This window comes from Herbidospora mongoliensis, from assembly GCF_001570545.1.
Taxonomy (GTDB): Bacteria; Actinomycetota; Actinomycetes; order Streptosporangiales; family Streptosporangiaceae; genus Herbidospora; species Herbidospora mongoliensis.
In genome coordinates this window covers 799,998-815,088 of record NZ_BBXD01000009.1, presented here as the reverse complement: position 1 = coordinate 815,088, position 15,091 = coordinate 799,998, and the positions used below count along the sequence as shown (strand labels likewise).

Below are 15,091 nucleotides of genomic sequence, written 5' to 3'. Positions count from 1 at the left end.
TCGCGTGACAACAAGGGGCATTGAGTGACCACGACGTCCTGGTCCGACGGCAGCACGGCTCACGAGGCCGCGGAAACCGGAGGGGACGGGGCGCGATACGGTTGCTCCATGCCTCTGACACGCCTGACGGTCCTTTCCGGGCCGTCCGGCGTCGGCAAGTCCACGGTCGTCGCCGAGCTCCGGCGGGCACACCCAGAGGTGTGGCTGTCGGTCTCGGTGACTACCCGGAAACCCCGCCCCGGGGAAATTCACGGGGTGGAATACTACTTCGCCGACGACGCCGAGTTCGATCGGCTCATCGCCGGCGGTGACCTGCTCGAGTGGGCCGAGTTCGCCGGCAACCGCTACGGCACCCCTCGCACAGCCGTCGAGGAGCGCCTGGTCAACGGCGAGCCCACCCTCCTGGAGATCGACCTCCAGGGCGCGCGCCAGGTCCGGGCCAGCATGCCCGAGGCCCTGCTCGTCTTCCTCGCCCCGCCGACGTGGGAAGAACTCGAACGCCGTCTGCGCGGACGAGGCACCGAACCGCCCGACGTCATCGCCCGCCGGCTTGAGGCGGGGCAGATCGAGATGGCGGCCGAGAAAGAGTTCGACCTCACCCTTGTCAACACGTCGGTGCAAGAGGTATGTCGGCGGCTGATAGATTTGATGGCTGACGATCCGACTAGCTAGGGGACCCGCACTGTGACCACCAGCGCCGCCTATTCCGAGGGCATCACCAACCCGTCGATCGACTCGCTGCTCGACGTCGTCGACAGCAAGTACAGCCTGGTGATCATGGGCGCCAAGCGGGCCCGCCAGATCAACGCCTACTACTCCCAGCTGGGCGAAGGCCTGCTCGAGTACGTCGGCCCCCTGGTTGAGACCCACGCCCAGGAGAAGCCCCTCTCGATCGCGCTGCGCGAGGTCTCCGAGGGTCTGCTGACCTCTGAGCCCATCGAGGGCGCTGTGTAGTTTGGCGTGTGCTCCGCACACGCGGGCTCGGGCGCTCTCAGCCTGCTTCTTCCCTCGTCGCTCCGGTTCGCTTCGCTCTCCTGCGCTCCTCAGTCCAGAAACAGGCGCGCCCGAGCGGGCACCACACGACTGATGCCGTAACGCCTGACGTGGAGATCTCGTCGGGCGTTTGACCGGTGCGTCGTTTGGGCGCCCCCGGGGTCGCGGGTCGACAAGTGTGCTGCCCCCTGCATGCGGCGAGAGCATTGGCCACCTGCTGATCCTCCACCCCGATGGTTCTCTCGTCAGGGTGGGGATGCCGCCTCGTATCGGGGCGAGGCGGGAGCGGCCGGTTGGCGTCGAATACGGTGCGGGCCGGCGGCGGCGGGCGGTGCCGGCCAGGCGTGAGCCGTAACGGAGAGAAAAAAGCTTTTCTGCCGGGGTCGTGACGATCGGTGTCACGCGCGGGATCGTCCAATTGGGCCGGGGTGCGGGGCGCTTCGCGGGCGCTCGATAGGGTTTCTCCGTGGCTAATCAGGTGGTGTTGGGGGTATCCGCGGGGATCGCGGTCTATAAGGCGTGTGAGCTTCTTCGGTTGTTTACCGAAACCGGGCATTCTGTTCGAGTTGTGCCCACGCGGGATGCGTTGCGGTTTGTGGGGGAGCCCACTTGGGCGGCGCTTTCGGGGAATCCTGTTTCGGCTGAGGTCTGGGATTCCGTCCAGGAAGTTCCGCATGTACGGATTGGGCAGAACGCAGATCTTCTCGTCGTGGCGCCCGCCACGGCCGACATTCTCGCCAAGGCCGCCCATGGGCTCGCCTCCGATCTGCTGACCAACACGCTGCTCACCGCGCGGTGTCCCGTCGTGTTCGCGCCGGCGATGCACACCGAGATGTGGGAGCACCCCGCCACCCAGGCCAACGTCGCGACCCTGCGGGCCCGGGGGGCGATCGTGATCGAGCCCGCCGTGGGGCGGCTGACCGGGGCCGACTCCGGCAAGGGGCGGCTGCCGGATCCGGCGGCGATCTTCGAGGTGTGCCGGAACGTGCTCAAGGGGGCCACCCCCGACCTCGCGGGGCGGCGCGTCGTGGTGTCGGCGGGGGGTACGCGGGAGGCCATCGATCCGGTGCGGTTCATCGGGAACCGGTCGTCCGGGATGCAGGGGTACGCGCTGGCGCGGGTCGCCGCCGCCCGGGGGGCGTCGGTCACGCTCGTGGCGGCCAATGTGTCGCTGCCCGACCCCGCCGGGGTGGACGTGGTGCGGGTGGAGTCGGCGTTGCAGTTGCGGGAGACGGTGCTCGCCGCGGCCCTCGATGCCGATGTGGTGGTGATGGCGGCCGCGGTGGCGGACTTCCGGCCGGTGGCGGCGAGTCGTACGAAGATCAAGAAAACGGGAGATGAACCCGAGGCCATTCATCTCACCAAGAACCCGGACATTCTGGCGGAGCTCGGAGAGCGGCGCCGGGCCGGTGTGAAGTCGCCCGCGGTGATCGCGGGGTTCGCCGCCGAGACGGACGACGTCCTGGCCAACGGGCAGGCGAAGATGGCGCGGAAGGGCTGTGACCTGCTTGTCGTCAATCAAGTAGGGGAGAATCTCGCCTTCGGAACCCCGGACAACGCGGCGACCGTCCTAGTAGCTGAAGGGGAACCGGTCGAGATTCCGCGCGGGCCCAAAGACGACCTCGCCGGGGTCGTCTGGGATCTCATCGCCGCCAGGCTGGTGTAACGCCCCGGTTCGCGGGACAAAGAGGGAATGGGGCCCACAAAAGGCCCGTTTGGCCCTCCGGGACGGGCCCCCGACTCCGGGCAATGAAGGAGATGGCCATGCCCGTGTCCGCCGCGATCCGGGAACGCTGCCGCGCCCTGCTGCCGCCGGGTGAGGATCTCCGCTATGTCTTCCCGGCCTACGCCGACGGCGCCGGCTATCTCGTCGTGGTGACCGACCGGTCGATCACGGTCCTGGCCACCAAGGTGTTCGGGCGGCACGAGCCCGCGTCGGTGTGGGCGCGTCATCCGCGCCGGACCCGGCTCGGCCCCGTCGACTTCTCGCCCGGTCCCGTCATCGAGCTCGGCGGCGTGTCGTTCGAGGTCGCCGACGAGTACGTCGCCGTCGTGGGGGCCGCCGACGCCGAGGCGTTCGCGCCGGGGGACCTGCCGCGTGACCCACTTCCTGATTTGTAACGTGAGACGGTTTCGCGGCGGTGACGGTCGTCCGGCTACACTCAGCGAAGCCATTTAGCCGTCAGCAGCCGCTGCATGAGGAGCCACGAGTTGTCCCGTCGCCTGTTCACCTCCGAGTCGGTCACCGAGGGCCACCCCGACAAGATCGCCGACCAGATCAGTGACGCGATCCTCGACGCCATGCTCAAGGACGACCCCAAGAGCCGAGTCGCCGTCGAGACGATGATCACCACCGGCCAGGTCCACGTCGCCGGAGAGGTGACGACGGAGACCTACGTCGACATCCCCGGAGTGATCCGGGAGAAGATCCTTGAGATCGGCTACGACGCCTCCCACAAGGGCTTCGACGGCGCCTCCTGTGGCGTCTCGGTCTCGATCGGCGCCCAGTCGCCCGACATCGCGCAGGGCGTCGACGACGCCTACGAGCACCGCGAGGAGAGCCTGGGCGACGACCTCGACCGCCAGGGCGCCGGCGACCAGGGCCTCATGTTCGGGTACGCCTGCCGCGAGACCCCCGAGCTGATGCCGCTGCCGATCACGCTGGCCCACCGCATGGCCCGCCGCCTGTCGGAGGTCCGCAAGAACGGCACCATCCCCTACCTGCGCCCCGACGGCAAGACCCAGGTCACGATCGAGTACGACGGTGACAAGCCCGTCCGCCTCGACACGGTCGTCGTGTCCACGCAGCACGCTCCGGAGATCGACCTCAAGGAGATGCTGGCCCCCGACATCCGCGAGCACGTCGTCGAGCCGGTCCTGGCCGACCTCGACATCGTGGTGGAGGGCTACCGCCTCCTGGTCAACCCGACCGGTCGCTTCGAGATCGGCGGCCCCATGGGCGACGCCGGCCTGACCGGCCGCAAGATCATCGTCGACACCTACGGCGGCATGGCCCGCCACGGCGGCGGCGCCTTCTCGGGCAAGGACCCGTCGAAGGTCGACCGCTCGGCCGCCTACGCCATGCGCTGGGTCGCCAAGAACATCGTCGCCGCGGGTCTGGCCGACCGCGCCGAGGTCCAGGTCGCCTACGCCATCGGCAAGGCTCAGCCTGTCGGCGTGTTCGTCGAGACCTTCGGCACCGAGACCGTCGAGATCTCGGCGATCCAGTCGGCCGTCCTCCAGGTGTTCGACCTGCGTCCGGCCGCGATCATCCGCGACCTCGACCTGCTCCGTCCCATCTACTCGGAGACCGCCGCCTACGGCCACTTCGGCCGTGACGGATTCTCCTGGGAGTCGACCGACCGCGCCGGGGCGCTGCGCGCTGCCGCCGGTCTGTAGTTTTCCCCAGATCCCCGGGCTACGGTCCGGGGATCTTTTTCTTGCTGGTAGGACTTGGGCCTTGTGAGTGAGGGTTCGCAGGAGGCGCTGATCGCGCTCCCGACCTCCCCGGAGGTCCGGGGGAGGGGCGTCGGCGCGCCCCTGGCGGCTTCCCGGCTGCCGGTGGGGCGGGTGGTGGTCGACAACCCGCTGCCTCACCTGGATCGGCTCTTCGACTATCTGGTGCCTGAGGGCATGTCCGATACCGCGTTGCCCGGGGTGCGGGTGCGGGTGCGGTTCGCCGGGAAACTGACCGACGCTTACCTGCTGGAGCGGGTGGAGTTCAGCGAGCACCAAGGTGCGCTTCTCTTTCTTGACCGGGTGATCTCGCCGGAGCGGGTGCTGACGGCGGAGATCGCCTCTCTCGCGCGGGCCGTGGCCGATCGGTATGCGGGGACGTTGTCCGATGTGCTGCGGCTGGCGATTCCGCCGCGCCATGCCCGGGCCGAGGCTTCGGGGCGTGAGTCGGCGGCTGTGTCCAAGAAGGCTCGGACCAGTGCGACGGTCAGGGTGGGGAAGGGGCCTGGCGGGGATGCCGCCGGTTCACCTCGTGAGCTGGCGGCCGGGTCCGAGCGGGCTGGGCTTGGCGCGACGGTCGGGGCCGGGGGCGAGAGGGCTTCTGGTGACGGGGATGTAGTCGGGTCACCTGCTGACGGGGTGGATGGCGGCACCTCGGGGGAGGCTTCGTTCGCGGCTGGTGCGGATCCGGGTGTTTCCGGTGCGGGCGGTGGCGCGCCTCGGTTCGTGGCCGGCAGTGGTCGCCAAGCATCCGGTCAAGCGGGTTTGTCGTCTCTGGCTGCGCGCGGCACAAGTCGCGAAATTTCGGGCGCGGAGCATGCCGTGTCACCGCCTGCGCCTCGCGCAGATCGTGAAATTTCCGATGTTGACCATGTGGCTTCCCTGCCTGTGAGCAGGGTGGGTTGTGAGATTTCGGGTCAGGGAGAGGCTGTGCCCTCCTTCGGGTTGGGCTCGGGTCCCGAAGTAGCTGGCATGGGTTCCGACGTGTCCGGCCAAGTCGGCGTGCCTGAAGAAACCGATGTGTCTGAACGAGTCGCCGTGTCCGTCCAAGTGGATGTGTCAGGCCCGGGTGGCGTGACTGGCCAAGACGGCGTGCCCGAACGGGCCGATGTGGCTGGTCCGGCAGGTGTGTCCAGCTATGCCGACGGATCTGGACGGGAGGGTGACGCTCCTCCCTCTGCGTCTTCTTCTGTGTCGAAGCCAGGTCGCGAAATTTCGGGATATGCGGGCGATCCAGGGCTTTCCGAGGTCTCTGGTGGGGTGGGGGAATCCGTTGACCTGGTCAGCGACTACTGGGGTACCTATCCGGCGGGGCTTTCCTTCCTGGTAGCTCTTCGCGAGGGGCGTCCGGTGCGGGCCGTGTGGGCTGCCCTGCCTGGGGGGCCGCCGAGTTGGCCTGGGGCCGTCGCCGAGGCTGTTCAGCAGACGATGGCGGCCGGGCGGGGGGTCGTGATCGTGGTTCCCGATGGGAAGGACGTCACGCTGGTCTCCGCTGCTCTCGGGGAGACGCCGCATGTCGCCATCACGGCCGATCTGGGGCCTGCGGAGCGGTATCGGCGGTGGCTCAAGGTGTTGCGGGGCGAGGTGGCGGTCGCCGTGGGGAACCGGGCGGTGGCGTTCGCGCCCGTACAGAACCTTGGGCTGGCGGTGCTCTGGGATGACGGGGACGACCTGCACTCTGAGCGGCTGGCGCCTTATCCGCACGCCCGGGAGGTCTTGGCCACCCGGGTGCATGCGGCCGGGGCGGCCATGTTGATCGGGGGGTACGCGCGTACCGCCGAAGGGACGCGGCTCATCGCGACCGGGTGGGCGAAGCCGCTGACCGTCTCGCGGGACGAGGTCCGGCGGTGGGCCCCCCGGGTCAAGCCCGCCGGAGACGACGCCGAACTCGGGCGTGACCAGGCGGCCCGGGCGGCTCGGCTGCCCAGCATCGCCTGGCGGGCGCTCAAGGCCGGGCTGGAGAGCGGGCCGGTGCTGATCCAGGTGCCGAGGCGGGGATATCTCCCGGCGTTGAATTGTCAGAACTGTCGTACTCGCGCGCACTGTTCGAACTGCGCCGGGTCACTCGCGCTGACGAACGGGCACGCGGCGCCCTACTGCCGCTGGTGTGGCCGGATCGCCGGAGACTGGCGCTGCCACAACTGCGGGTCCCCCCGGCTGCGAGCGGCTGTCGTGGGGGCGCGCAGGACGGCCGAAGAGCTGGGGCGGGCGTTTCCGTCGACCAGGGTCGCGACGTCGGGGCGGGACGGGGTGCTCGCGTCGGTGCCCGACGCGCCGGCGCTCGTGGTGGCCACGCCGGGCGCCGAACCGGTCGCGGAGGGCGGTTACGCCGCCGCCGCGCTGCTCGACGGGTGGGCGATGCTCAGCAGGCCCGACCTCAGGGCCGCCGAGGAGGCGCTCCGGAGGTGGCTGAACGCCGCCGCGCTGGTGCGGCCGGGCGGGGAGGTGGTCGTGCTCGCCGACGCGGGGGCGCCGGTCACTCAGGCGCTCGTGCGGTGGGATCCGGTCACACATGCCGAACGTGAACTCCGCGACCGCGCCGAGCTCGGCTTCCCTCCCGTCACCCATGTCGCCACGCTCACCGGCTCGCCTTCGGCCATCCGCGAGATGCTCGGGCTGGTGACCCTTCCGGAGGGCGTGGAGGTGCTGGGGCCGGTGCCGGTCGGGCGTACCGAAGAGGAGAGAGCGGTCCTGAGGGCGCCCAAATCGAAGGGGGCCGAGCTGGCCAAGGTCCTCAAGGGGGCCGCCGGCGTCAGGTCCGCGCGGAAGGCAGCTGAAGTGGTCAGGGTGGACATCGACCCGCTTGATCTGTTGTGACCTGAGCCCGTCCCGGCTGGCTTCTCGGGGCGCTCGACGCGTTGCCGGAGGCTCGCTTCTCTGTCGTTCGGCCTGGTTGGGTGGGGCTGCCAGGTGGTCTGGGGGGCTTGATCTGCTGTGACCTGATCTAGGGGCGAGGGCGTCGATTCGCGATGCGGTCAGTAACCCGTTAGCGTCTCCCTGTGTCGATCGAATGGGTGAACCGGGCCATCGTCGGCCTGCGTGTGTGGGGGCACGAAAACGGTGTCACGCCCGACGCTGACGAGATCAGGCTGCTGTGCGACTACGCCAGCGACTATCTGGAGGTCGGGGAGCCGGGGGACTTCCGTCCGGCCACCTTCGAGGAACTGTTGCTGGAGATCTACCCACGCAAGGTGATCACTCCGCCCGACAGCGCCGCCGGGATCGTCGCGGCGGCGCGCACGCTCGTCGACTTCCTCGTCTCCACCGGCGAGATCGACGACGCGACCGCCGCCGAGATGCGGGCGGCGCTCGACCGGGTCGGGCCGCTCATGCCGTCGGCGCTGGCCGACTCGTCGAAGTTCGGCATGGCGAAGAGCATTTTCAGTGTCATCGGGGCCGACACGTTCGAGCTCATCGAGCCGGGGGTCGACGACGCCGCGCCTCGGCTCGGGCAGGGGCGCAGCCTCACCCTCGACGAAGACTGCGACTGTCCGGGGTGTGCGCCGTTGCCGCCCGTGCGGCTGGCGGCGCCGGCCGAGGTCGCCAAGATGGTGCGTGAGGTGCCGCTGCTGCGCGACGCCCACACCGTCGTGGCGTGGATGGTCGGCACCGGGGCCACCGCCACCACTCGCAAGGCGCTCAGGGTCAAAGACGCCAAGGAACTCGCCGCCCGTCGGGTCGCGCGGCCTTCGGTCGCCTGGGGGCTCGCCATCGCGCTCGGGCTCGCGGAGCTCGACGGTGTCCAGGTCAGTGCTGAGGCAGGGTTCAAGGCTCTGGAGGATCGGGCCGACGAAGACGTGCTCGACCTGTGGGTGGGCCTGGTCGAGTTCCTGGGTGAGGACCGCGGCGAGGTCACCGGGTCGGCGGTGGTCGACAAGGAGGTGTACGCCATCCACGACCTCCTCTACCGCCTCCAGGTGCCCGTGCCGGTCGAGGCCGTCGGCGACTACCTCAGTGAGGTGGCCGACGACGGGCCGGTGGGTGACCTGACCGAGGCCCTCGAAGGGCTCGCCGCCGCCGGGACCGTGGCCGTCACCGCCGAGGGTCTGATGCTGACCCCGCACGGGATGTGGGGAATCCGGGAGATGTACGCCGAACTCGGGCTCGACGCCCCCATCGCCCCCGTTCTGGCCGAGGGGGATGCGAGCGGGCTCATCGCCGGGCTCCTCTCCGACGGCTTCACACCCGAGGGGGCCGAGCCCGACATCGCCGGGTGGCTGGGGGCGCGTTCGCCCGCCGAAGCCGCGGAAGAACTGCTGGCGGCCGTCGTCGGGGCGCCGGCCGAGGTGCGCGGGGTGGCGGTCACGATCGTCGACCGGCTCGGGTTCGAGGCCGAGTCGGCCGTCCGGGGATATCTGTCCGACCAGGAGCTGCGGCCCCACGTCATCCACTGGCTGACGGCCCGTCGGCTGGGGGCGCCGTCGATGACCGACGACGAGATGCTGTGGGTCAGCGTCGACATGCTGGCCCTCGCGATTCCGGCGGCCGAGGCCGATCCCGAGTCGTTCGCCGAGAACATGGCGGCCTCGGGGCCGTCGCCCGAGGTGATCGAGGACATGTGGAAAGTGGAGCATCCCGACGTCGTGCAGGTGCTTGAATTGCTCGGGCACACGCTGCCCGACCGGAACGCCGCCAAGGCCGCCAGGAAGGCCGCCTTCAAGGCTCGTTCGCGGGGCATCAGATAACTGCTGTGGAGTAAGTTGCAGGAATGCCAGGTTCAGCGATCCTCGACAGCGACGTGCTCACCTTTCCGCCGGTCGAGCTGGCGCTCGACGACGAGCTCGCCGCTCAGGTCCGGTCGGTTCCCCTGGTTCGCGACGCGGTCCGTCTCGCCGCCTGGACGGGCACCAGGCCCGTCGCCGACGACCACACTCTGCTGCCTGGGGACGCTGCTCAGGTCGTACAGGAACTGGGTCTGAAGCCTGACCGGCTGCGGCTGCTGTGGATCGTCGCGGTCAACGGCCGGCTGACCGAGATCACCGCTGAGGGCGCGCGGCCGGGGCCCGGGTTCCGCGACACGATGGAGTTCTGGGACGGCGTCGTCATGGACGTCCTCGACCGCACCGACGAACACGGGCTGACCGGGTCGAAGGTCGTCGACGAGCACCTGACCGAGATCCTGGCCACCATGTACTCGGTGCGTGAGGGCATGTCGGTGACGCTGCTCACGACCGGCATCCTGCAGGCCCACGAGGTCGGCTGCGAGGCGGGCCTCCACGAGCTGCGGCGGCTGCGCCTGGTGCTGCCGACCGAGCTGGCCGCGGCGATGGAGCTGCTGGCCTACTGCGGGCTGATCGAGCGGGCCGGGGCCGATTCGGTGCGGCTGACGCCGATCGGGGTCTGGGCGGTGCGCCGCGACCTGCTGCGTGAAGGGCATGACGCGCCGTCGCTGAGCGAGATCGAGGGGCTGGCCCTGCTGACCGCCGGTGAGCTGATCGACGCGCTGATCGCCGGGAAGGCGTCGGCCAGCGCGGCCAGCCTGTGGCTGGAGCGGCGGGCCCCCGAGGAGGCGGCCCGCGACCTCATCAAGATCGCCGCGACAGGCAACGCCGCCCAGCGCGGCACCGCCGGGACCATCCTGGAGGAGCTCGGTCCCGAGGCCTCTCCCGCTGTGCGCGAGGCGCTCGACGAGCCGCTGATGTGGCGTTACGCCGCCGCCTGGCTGGGTGTGCGCGACTTCGACGCTCCGGCTCTCGGCGAGACCGACGGCGCCTGGGTGGCCGTCGACACCCTGGCCGCCCTGCTCTACCTGGGCGCGCCCGCCAAGGGCGGCGACCTCGACGTGCTCGGCGACGACCTGCTCAGCCTGGTGCCCGCCATGGGCGGCGCCGACCATCCCGACACCCTGGCCGTGCTCGAACTGCTGGGCAAGCACCACCCCGACGTGGTCGTCGCCAAGGCCGCCCGCAAGACCGCGATGAAGGCCCGCTCGCTCTAGCGCGACGGCTGACAAGACCGGGACGCGGTGACGGCGGTCGCCCCTAAACTGGAGCGATCCCTAGTCCAAGGAGCCTTCTGGTGGCAGTTCAGCCGATCCGCCTGTTCGGCGACCCCGTGTTGCGCACTCCGGCGGAGCCGGTCAAGACCTTCGACAAGGAACTGCGCAAGCTGGTCAAGGATCTCACCGACACGATGATGGACGCCCCGGGCGCCGGTCTCGCCGCCCCGCAGATCGGCGTCGGGCTCCGGGTCTTCACCTACAACATCGACGACGTCGTCGGCCATCTGGTGAACCCCGTCCTCGACCTGGGCGAGGAGTGCGACGAGGACGGCGACGAGGGCTGCCTGTCCTTCCCGGGGCTGGCGTTCCCGACGCCGCGCGCGATCCGGGCGGTCGCCAAGGGCTTCGACATGCACGGTGAGCCGGTCACCATCGAGGGCACCGACCTGATGGCCCGGTGCCTCCAGCACGAGACCGATCACCTCGACGGCATCCTGTTCATCGACCGCATGGACGCCGCGCAGCGCAAGCTCGCCATGAAGGCGGTCCGGGAGGCCGAGTGGAGCGGGCTGGCGCCCGTCGTGCGCTACTCGCCGCACGCCACCGGTGGGAGGGCCATCTAGTGCGTCTCGTCTTCGCGGGCACCCCCGAGACCGCGCTGCCGTCTCTGCGGGCGTTGCTCGATTCGCGCCATGAGGTGGTCGCCGTGGTGACCCGGCCCGACGCCCAGGCGGGGCGCGGCCGGAGACTCCACCCCAGCCCGGTGGCCGAGCTCGCCGCCGAGGCGGGCATCGAGGTGCTGAAACCCGCGAAGGCCGGCGATCCCGCGTTCCTCGAGAGGCTGCGGGAGATCGCGCCCGACTGTTGCCCGGTCGTCGCCTACGGCGCGCTGCTGCCGCAGTCGGCGCTCGACATCCCGGTCCACGGCTGGGTCAACCTGCACTTCTCGCTCCTGCCCGCTTGGCGCGGCGCGGCCCCCGTCCAGCACGCGGTGCTGCACGGCGACCAGATCACCGGTGCGGCCACGTTCCGGATCGTGAAAGAGCTCGACGCGGGGCCCGTCTTCGGGGTGGTCACCGAGGAGATCCGGCCCGGCGACACCAGCGGCGAACTCCTGGAGCGGCTGGCCTACTCGGGTGCCGGGTTGCTGGCCGCCACGATCGACGGCATCGACGACGGGACCCTCGAAGCCCGGCCGCAGCCCGGCGAGGGCGTCAGCCTGGCGCCGAAGATCGCGGTCGACGACGCCCGGGTCGACTGGACCACGCCCGCGCTGCGGGTCGACCGGCTCATCCGGGCCTGTACGCCCAATCCCGGCGCCTGGACCGAGTTCCGCGGCCACCGGCTCAAGCTCGGAGCCGTCACCCCCGCCCCGGAGGCCGAGAAGCTGGCGCCGGGTGAGCTGCGCGTCCAGAAGAATCGCGTGTGGGCCGGGACGGCCAGCCATCCCGTCCTTCTCGGCGAGGTAAAAGCTGAGGGGAAGAAGCCGATGACGGCGGGCGATTGGGCCCGCGGTGCCCGAATCGGGGAAGGCGACCACCTCGGCTGAGCTACGCTGAATGATCGCTCGCCACCACCAACCAAAGGCAACCGCCAGATGACGAACCGGGGCAACAACCCCACGGGCCGGCCCCGCTCCACCGGTCGGCGCGGCGGCCCCCCGCGGCCCCCCAAACCCGTCCGTGACGAGGCCAGGAACGCGGCCTACGACCTGATGAGGGCCGTCGACGAGCGCGATGCCTATGCCAACCTCCTGTTGCCGCAGATGTTGCGGCAGCGTGACATCTCCGGTCGCGACGCCGCCCTCGCGACCGAGCTGGCCTACGGCACCCTGCGCGGTCTCGGCACCTACGACGAGGTGATCGCCGCCTGCAGCGACCGCCCGCCGGAGGAGATCGACCCGCCGCTTCTCGACGCCATGCGCCTGGGCGTCCACCAGCTTCTGCGCACCCGCATCCCGGCCCACGCGGCCGTCAGCGCCACGATCGACCTGGTCCGGCTGCGGGTCGGCCAGGGTCCGTCGAAGTTCGCCAACGCGATCCTGCGCAAGGTGAGCCAGCGGTCGCTCGACGAGTGGCTGAAGGCCGTGGCGCCGCCGATCGAAGACGACCCGATCGGCCATCTGTCGATCACCTACAGCCACCCGAAGTGGATCGTCGTCGCGCTGCGCGACGCGATCGGCGGGTCGATCGACGAGACCGCCAAGGCCCTGGAGGCCGACAACGAGCGGCCCCGCGTGGCCCTGGTGGCGCGGCCCGGCCGGGCGACCATCGACGAGCTCGTCGACGCCGGTGCCGAGCCCGCCCCCTACTCGCCCTACGGCGCCTACCTGACCGAGGGCGACCCCGGTCAGCTCAAGGCGATCGGCGAGCAGCGCGCGGCGGTGCAAGACGAGGCGAGCCAGCTCGTCGCCCTCGCGCTGACCCGGGTGCCGCTCGACGACCGCGACGGCAACTGGCTCGACATGTGCGCCGGTCCCGGCGGCAAGGCGGGCCTGCTCGACGCGGTGGCGACGCAGACCGGCGCGCGGCTGCTCGCGGGCGACTCGCAGGAGCACCGGGCGCGGCTGGCCTGGCAGGCGACCAAGGAGGCCACCGTCGTGGTGGCCGACGCGACCAACCCGCCCTGGCGGGAGGGCGTGTTCGACCGGGTCATGCTCGACGCTCCGTGCACCGGGCTGGGGGCGCTGCGGCGTCGTCCGGAGGCCCGCTGGCGGCGCGACCCGCGTGGCATCCCCGAGCTGACCGCGCTCCAGCGCAAGCTGCTGCGGTCGGCTCTGACGGCGGTCCGGCCGGGTGGCGTGGTCGCCTATGTGACCTGCTCACCCCACATCGCCGAGACGCGGGCCGTCGTGGGCGACATGTCCGAACTGGCCGAGACGCTCGACGCGCGCTCGTTCCTGCCCGAGGTTCCGGGGCTCGGTGACGGTCCCTACGCCCAGTTCTGGCCCCACCGCCACGGCACCGACGGCATGTTCCTGGCACTGCTCAAACGTCGCGGCGCCTGAACAGGGCGAAAGCGATCAGCAGCACCAAGGCCGTGTAGCCCGCGAAGACGCCGAAGCCCTGCCACGGAGGCAGGGTGATCGGTGTCTCGCGGGTGGTCAGGATGGCGCTTCCGGCGGCCGGGGGCAGGAACTTCTGGACGGTACGCCCCCAGTCCTCCGGCAGGAACACCCCGAAGATCGGGGCCACGAACAGCACCCCGAGCACCGACGTGATCGCCCCGGCGGTGTGCCGCACGATCGCTCCCGCGCCCAGCGAGATCAGCGCGATCAGCATCAGGTAGAGCCCGCCGCCGGTCACCGCGCGCAGCACCTCCGGGTCGCCGATCCCCGCCCCGAGCCGCCGCATGCCGAAGATGGCCTGTGAGGCGAAGAACGCCAGGAACGACGAGATCAGCCCCACGACCAGCGCGATCACGGCGAGCACCACGGCCTTGGCGGCCAGCAGCTTCGAGCGCCGGGGGACCGCCGACAGCGACGTCCGCATGAGCCCCGACGAATACTCGGTCGACACCACCAGCACTCCGAGCACGCCCAGGGTGATCACCCCGAAGTTCAGCCCGGCCAGCCCGTAGGCGACCGGGTCGAAGGCCAGCCGGGCGCGGATGCCGAGCCGGTCGTACGACAGCGTGTACGCCAGCGCCAGCAGCGACGACAGCCCCACGGTCACCACGACGGTCGCCAGCATGCTCCACAGCGTCGACCGGACCGTCCAGACCTTGATCCATTCCCCGGCCACGGCCCGCGCGAAGGTCATCACCCGCCCCCGTGGAACTCGATGCTGTCGGCCGTCAGCCGCATGAACGCCTCCTCCAGCGACGGCTGGACCGAGGCGAGTTCGTGCACCCGCAGGCCCGCCTGGTGGAGCAGGTCGCCGACGTCGGCGGGGGTGACGCCGTACACGAGGATGGAGCCGTCGTCGGTGGCGGCGGCGCGCCAGTCCTGGCCGGCGATGACCCGGCCGAGGGCCTGCCGTTCGGGGGAGCGGACCCGCACGTGGCTGGTGGCGTTGGCGGCGATGAAGTCGTTCATCGAGGTGTCGGCCAGGATCCGGCCGCGGCCGATGACGATCAGGTGCCCGGCGGTGACCGCCATCTCGGACATCAGGTGGCTGGAGACGAAGACGGTCCGCCCTTCGGCGGCGAGCGACTGCATCAGCCGCCGGATCCACAGGATGCCCTCGGGGTCGAGCCCGTTGACCGGCTCGTCGAACATCAGCGTCCCGGGGTCGCCCAGCAGGGCGGCGGCGATGCCGAGCCGCTGGCCCATGCCGAGCGAATAGCCTTTCGCGCGCTTCCCGGAGACGTCGGACAGACCGACGATGTCCAGCACCTCGCCGACCCGGCTCTTGGGGATGCCGTTGGTGCGGGCCAGGAACCGCAGATGGTCGTACGCCGACCGCCCCCCGTGCCACGCCTTCGCCTCCAGCAGCGCGCCCACTTCACGGAGAGGGGCGGGCAGGTCGCGGTAGGCGCGCCCGTTGACGGTGACCGAGCCGGAGGTCGCGCGGTCGAGGCCCAGGATCAGTCGCATCGCGGTCGACTTCCCGGCTCCGTTCGGGCCGAGGAAGCCCGTCACCACACCCGGCCGCACCGCGAAGTCGGCGTGGTCGAGGGCGGTCTTCCCGCCGTAGACCTTGGTCAGGCCGGCTGCGCTGATCATGGTTCGAGGTTAGTTTGCGCAGATCATCCGCAGGT

Annotated in this window: 13 protein-coding genes and 1 pseudogene; 12 read left to right on the top strand and 2 right to left on the bottom strand. The window is 70.5% G+C overall.

The genetic code is table 11. From position 1 onward, the window contains the following. Positions 1-108 precede the first annotated feature (108 nt). The 12 genes and pseudogenes from gmk (at position 109) to AW272_RS07980 (ending at position 13,397) form a co-directional block, all read left to right on the top strand. A complete protein-coding gene (gmk, locus tag AW272_RS08030) occupies positions 109-672 on the top strand; it encodes a guanylate kinase (RefSeq protein ID WP_066362235.1) in 564 nt (187 codons plus the stop codon). Between the two features lie 12 nt (positions 673-684). Continuing rightward, positions 685-954 (top strand): DNA-directed RNA polymerase subunit omega, encoded by a 270-nt coding sequence (gene rpoZ / locus AW272_RS41860; protein WP_061299114.1) that lies wholly within the window; start codon positions 685-687, stop codon positions 952-954. Positions 955-1,471: 517 nt separating this feature from the next. After that, complete coding sequence (gene coaBC / locus AW272_RS08020; RefSeq protein ID WP_218010828.1) at positions 1,472-2,659, top strand: bifunctional phosphopantothenoylcysteine decarboxylase/phosphopantothenate--cysteine ligase CoaBC; 1,188 nt, start codon at positions 1,472-1,474, stop codon at positions 2,657-2,659. A gap of 98 nt (positions 2,660-2,757) precedes the next feature. After that, complete coding sequence (locus AW272_RS08015; RefSeq protein ID WP_066362605.1) at positions 2,758-3,114, top strand: hypothetical protein; 357 nt, start codon at positions 2,758-2,760, stop codon at positions 3,112-3,114. Between the two features lie 90 nt (positions 3,115-3,204). Continuing rightward, a complete protein-coding gene (gene metK / locus AW272_RS08010) occupies positions 3,205-4,392 on the top strand; it encodes a methionine adenosyltransferase (protein ID WP_066362225.1) in 1,188 nt (395 codons plus the stop codon). A gap of 63 nt (positions 4,393-4,455) precedes the next feature. Further along, positions 4,456-4,800 (top strand): annotated as a pseudogene (locus AW272_RS44865) (primosomal protein N' family DNA-binding protein); the annotation flags it as partial. A 909-nt stretch (positions 4,801-5,709) separates the two neighbouring features. Beyond that, on the top strand, positions 5,710-7,266 hold the full coding sequence (locus AW272_RS08005) for a primosome assembly protein PriA (RefSeq protein ID WP_066362223.1): 1,557 nt from the start codon (positions 5,710-5,712) through the stop codon (positions 7,264-7,266). 182 nt (positions 7,267-7,448) lie between these two features. Next, entirely contained in the window at positions 7,449-9,134 is a 1,686-nt protein-coding gene (locus tag AW272_RS08000; protein WP_066362221.1) for a hypothetical protein, read from the top strand. Between the two features lie 23 nt (positions 9,135-9,157). After that, entirely contained in the window at positions 9,158-10,387 is a 1,230-nt protein-coding gene (locus AW272_RS07995) for a hypothetical protein (protein WP_245657264.1), read from the top strand. Positions 10,388-10,467: 80 nt separating this feature from the next. Next, complete coding sequence (def, locus tag AW272_RS07990) at positions 10,468-11,013, top strand: peptide deformylase (protein ID WP_066362219.1); 546 nt, start codon at positions 10,468-10,470, stop codon at positions 11,011-11,013. Further along, the gene (gene fmt / locus AW272_RS07985; protein ID WP_066362217.1) at positions 11,013-11,939 is read left to right on the top strand and encodes a methionyl-tRNA formyltransferase; all 927 of its coding nucleotides are present in this window, start codon (positions 11,013-11,015) and stop codon (positions 11,937-11,939) included. Before def ends, fmt begins: the two co-directional genes overlap by 1 nt. Positions 11,940-11,987: 48 nt before the next feature. Beyond that, positions 11,988-13,397, top strand: a complete 1,410-nt coding sequence (locus AW272_RS07980) for an RsmB/NOP family class I SAM-dependent RNA methyltransferase (protein ID WP_066362216.1) — start codon at positions 11,988-11,990, stop codon at positions 13,395-13,397. Here the strand turns inward: AW272_RS07980 and AW272_RS07975 are convergent. Both AW272_RS07975 and AW272_RS07970 read right to left on the bottom strand, forming a co-directional pair. Next, positions 13,378-14,151, bottom strand: a complete 774-nt coding sequence (locus AW272_RS07975; RefSeq protein ID WP_066362214.1) for a DUF2705 family protein — start codon at positions 14,149-14,151, stop codon at positions 13,378-13,380. The two genes, AW272_RS07980 and AW272_RS07975, sit on opposite strands and share 20 nt — an antisense overlap. After that, entirely contained in the window at positions 14,151-15,056 is a 906-nt protein-coding gene (locus tag AW272_RS07970; protein ID WP_066362213.1) for an ATP-binding cassette domain-containing protein, read from the bottom strand. Before AW272_RS07970 ends, AW272_RS07975 begins: the two co-directional genes overlap by 1 nt. Positions 15,057-15,091: the final 35 nt, after the last annotated feature.

Bases quoted from the DNA above. Each gene is read 5' to 3' on its own strand.
- AW272_RS07995 (WP_245657264.1), top strand. From the start codon at position 9,158: ATGCCAGGTTCAGCGATCCTCGACAGCGACGTGCTCACCTTTCCGCCG.
- AW272_RS07975 (WP_066362214.1), bottom strand. From the start codon at position 14,151: ATGACCTTCGCGCGGGCCGTGGCCGGGGAATGGATCAAGGTCTGGACG.
- AW272_RS07980 (WP_066362216.1), top strand. From the start codon at position 11,988: ATGACGAACCGGGGCAACAACCCCACGGGCCGGCCCCGCTCCACCGGT.
- AW272_RS07970 (WP_066362213.1), bottom strand. From the start codon at position 15,056: ATGATCAGCGCAGCCGGCCTGACCAAGGTCTACGGCGGGAAGACCGCC.
- gmk (WP_066362235.1), top strand. From the start codon at position 109: ATGCCTCTGACACGCCTGACGGTCCTTTCCGGGCCGTCCGGCGTCGGC.
- AW272_RS08015 (WP_066362605.1), top strand. From the start codon at position 2,758: ATGCCCGTGTCCGCCGCGATCCGGGAACGCTGCCGCGCCCTGCTGCCG.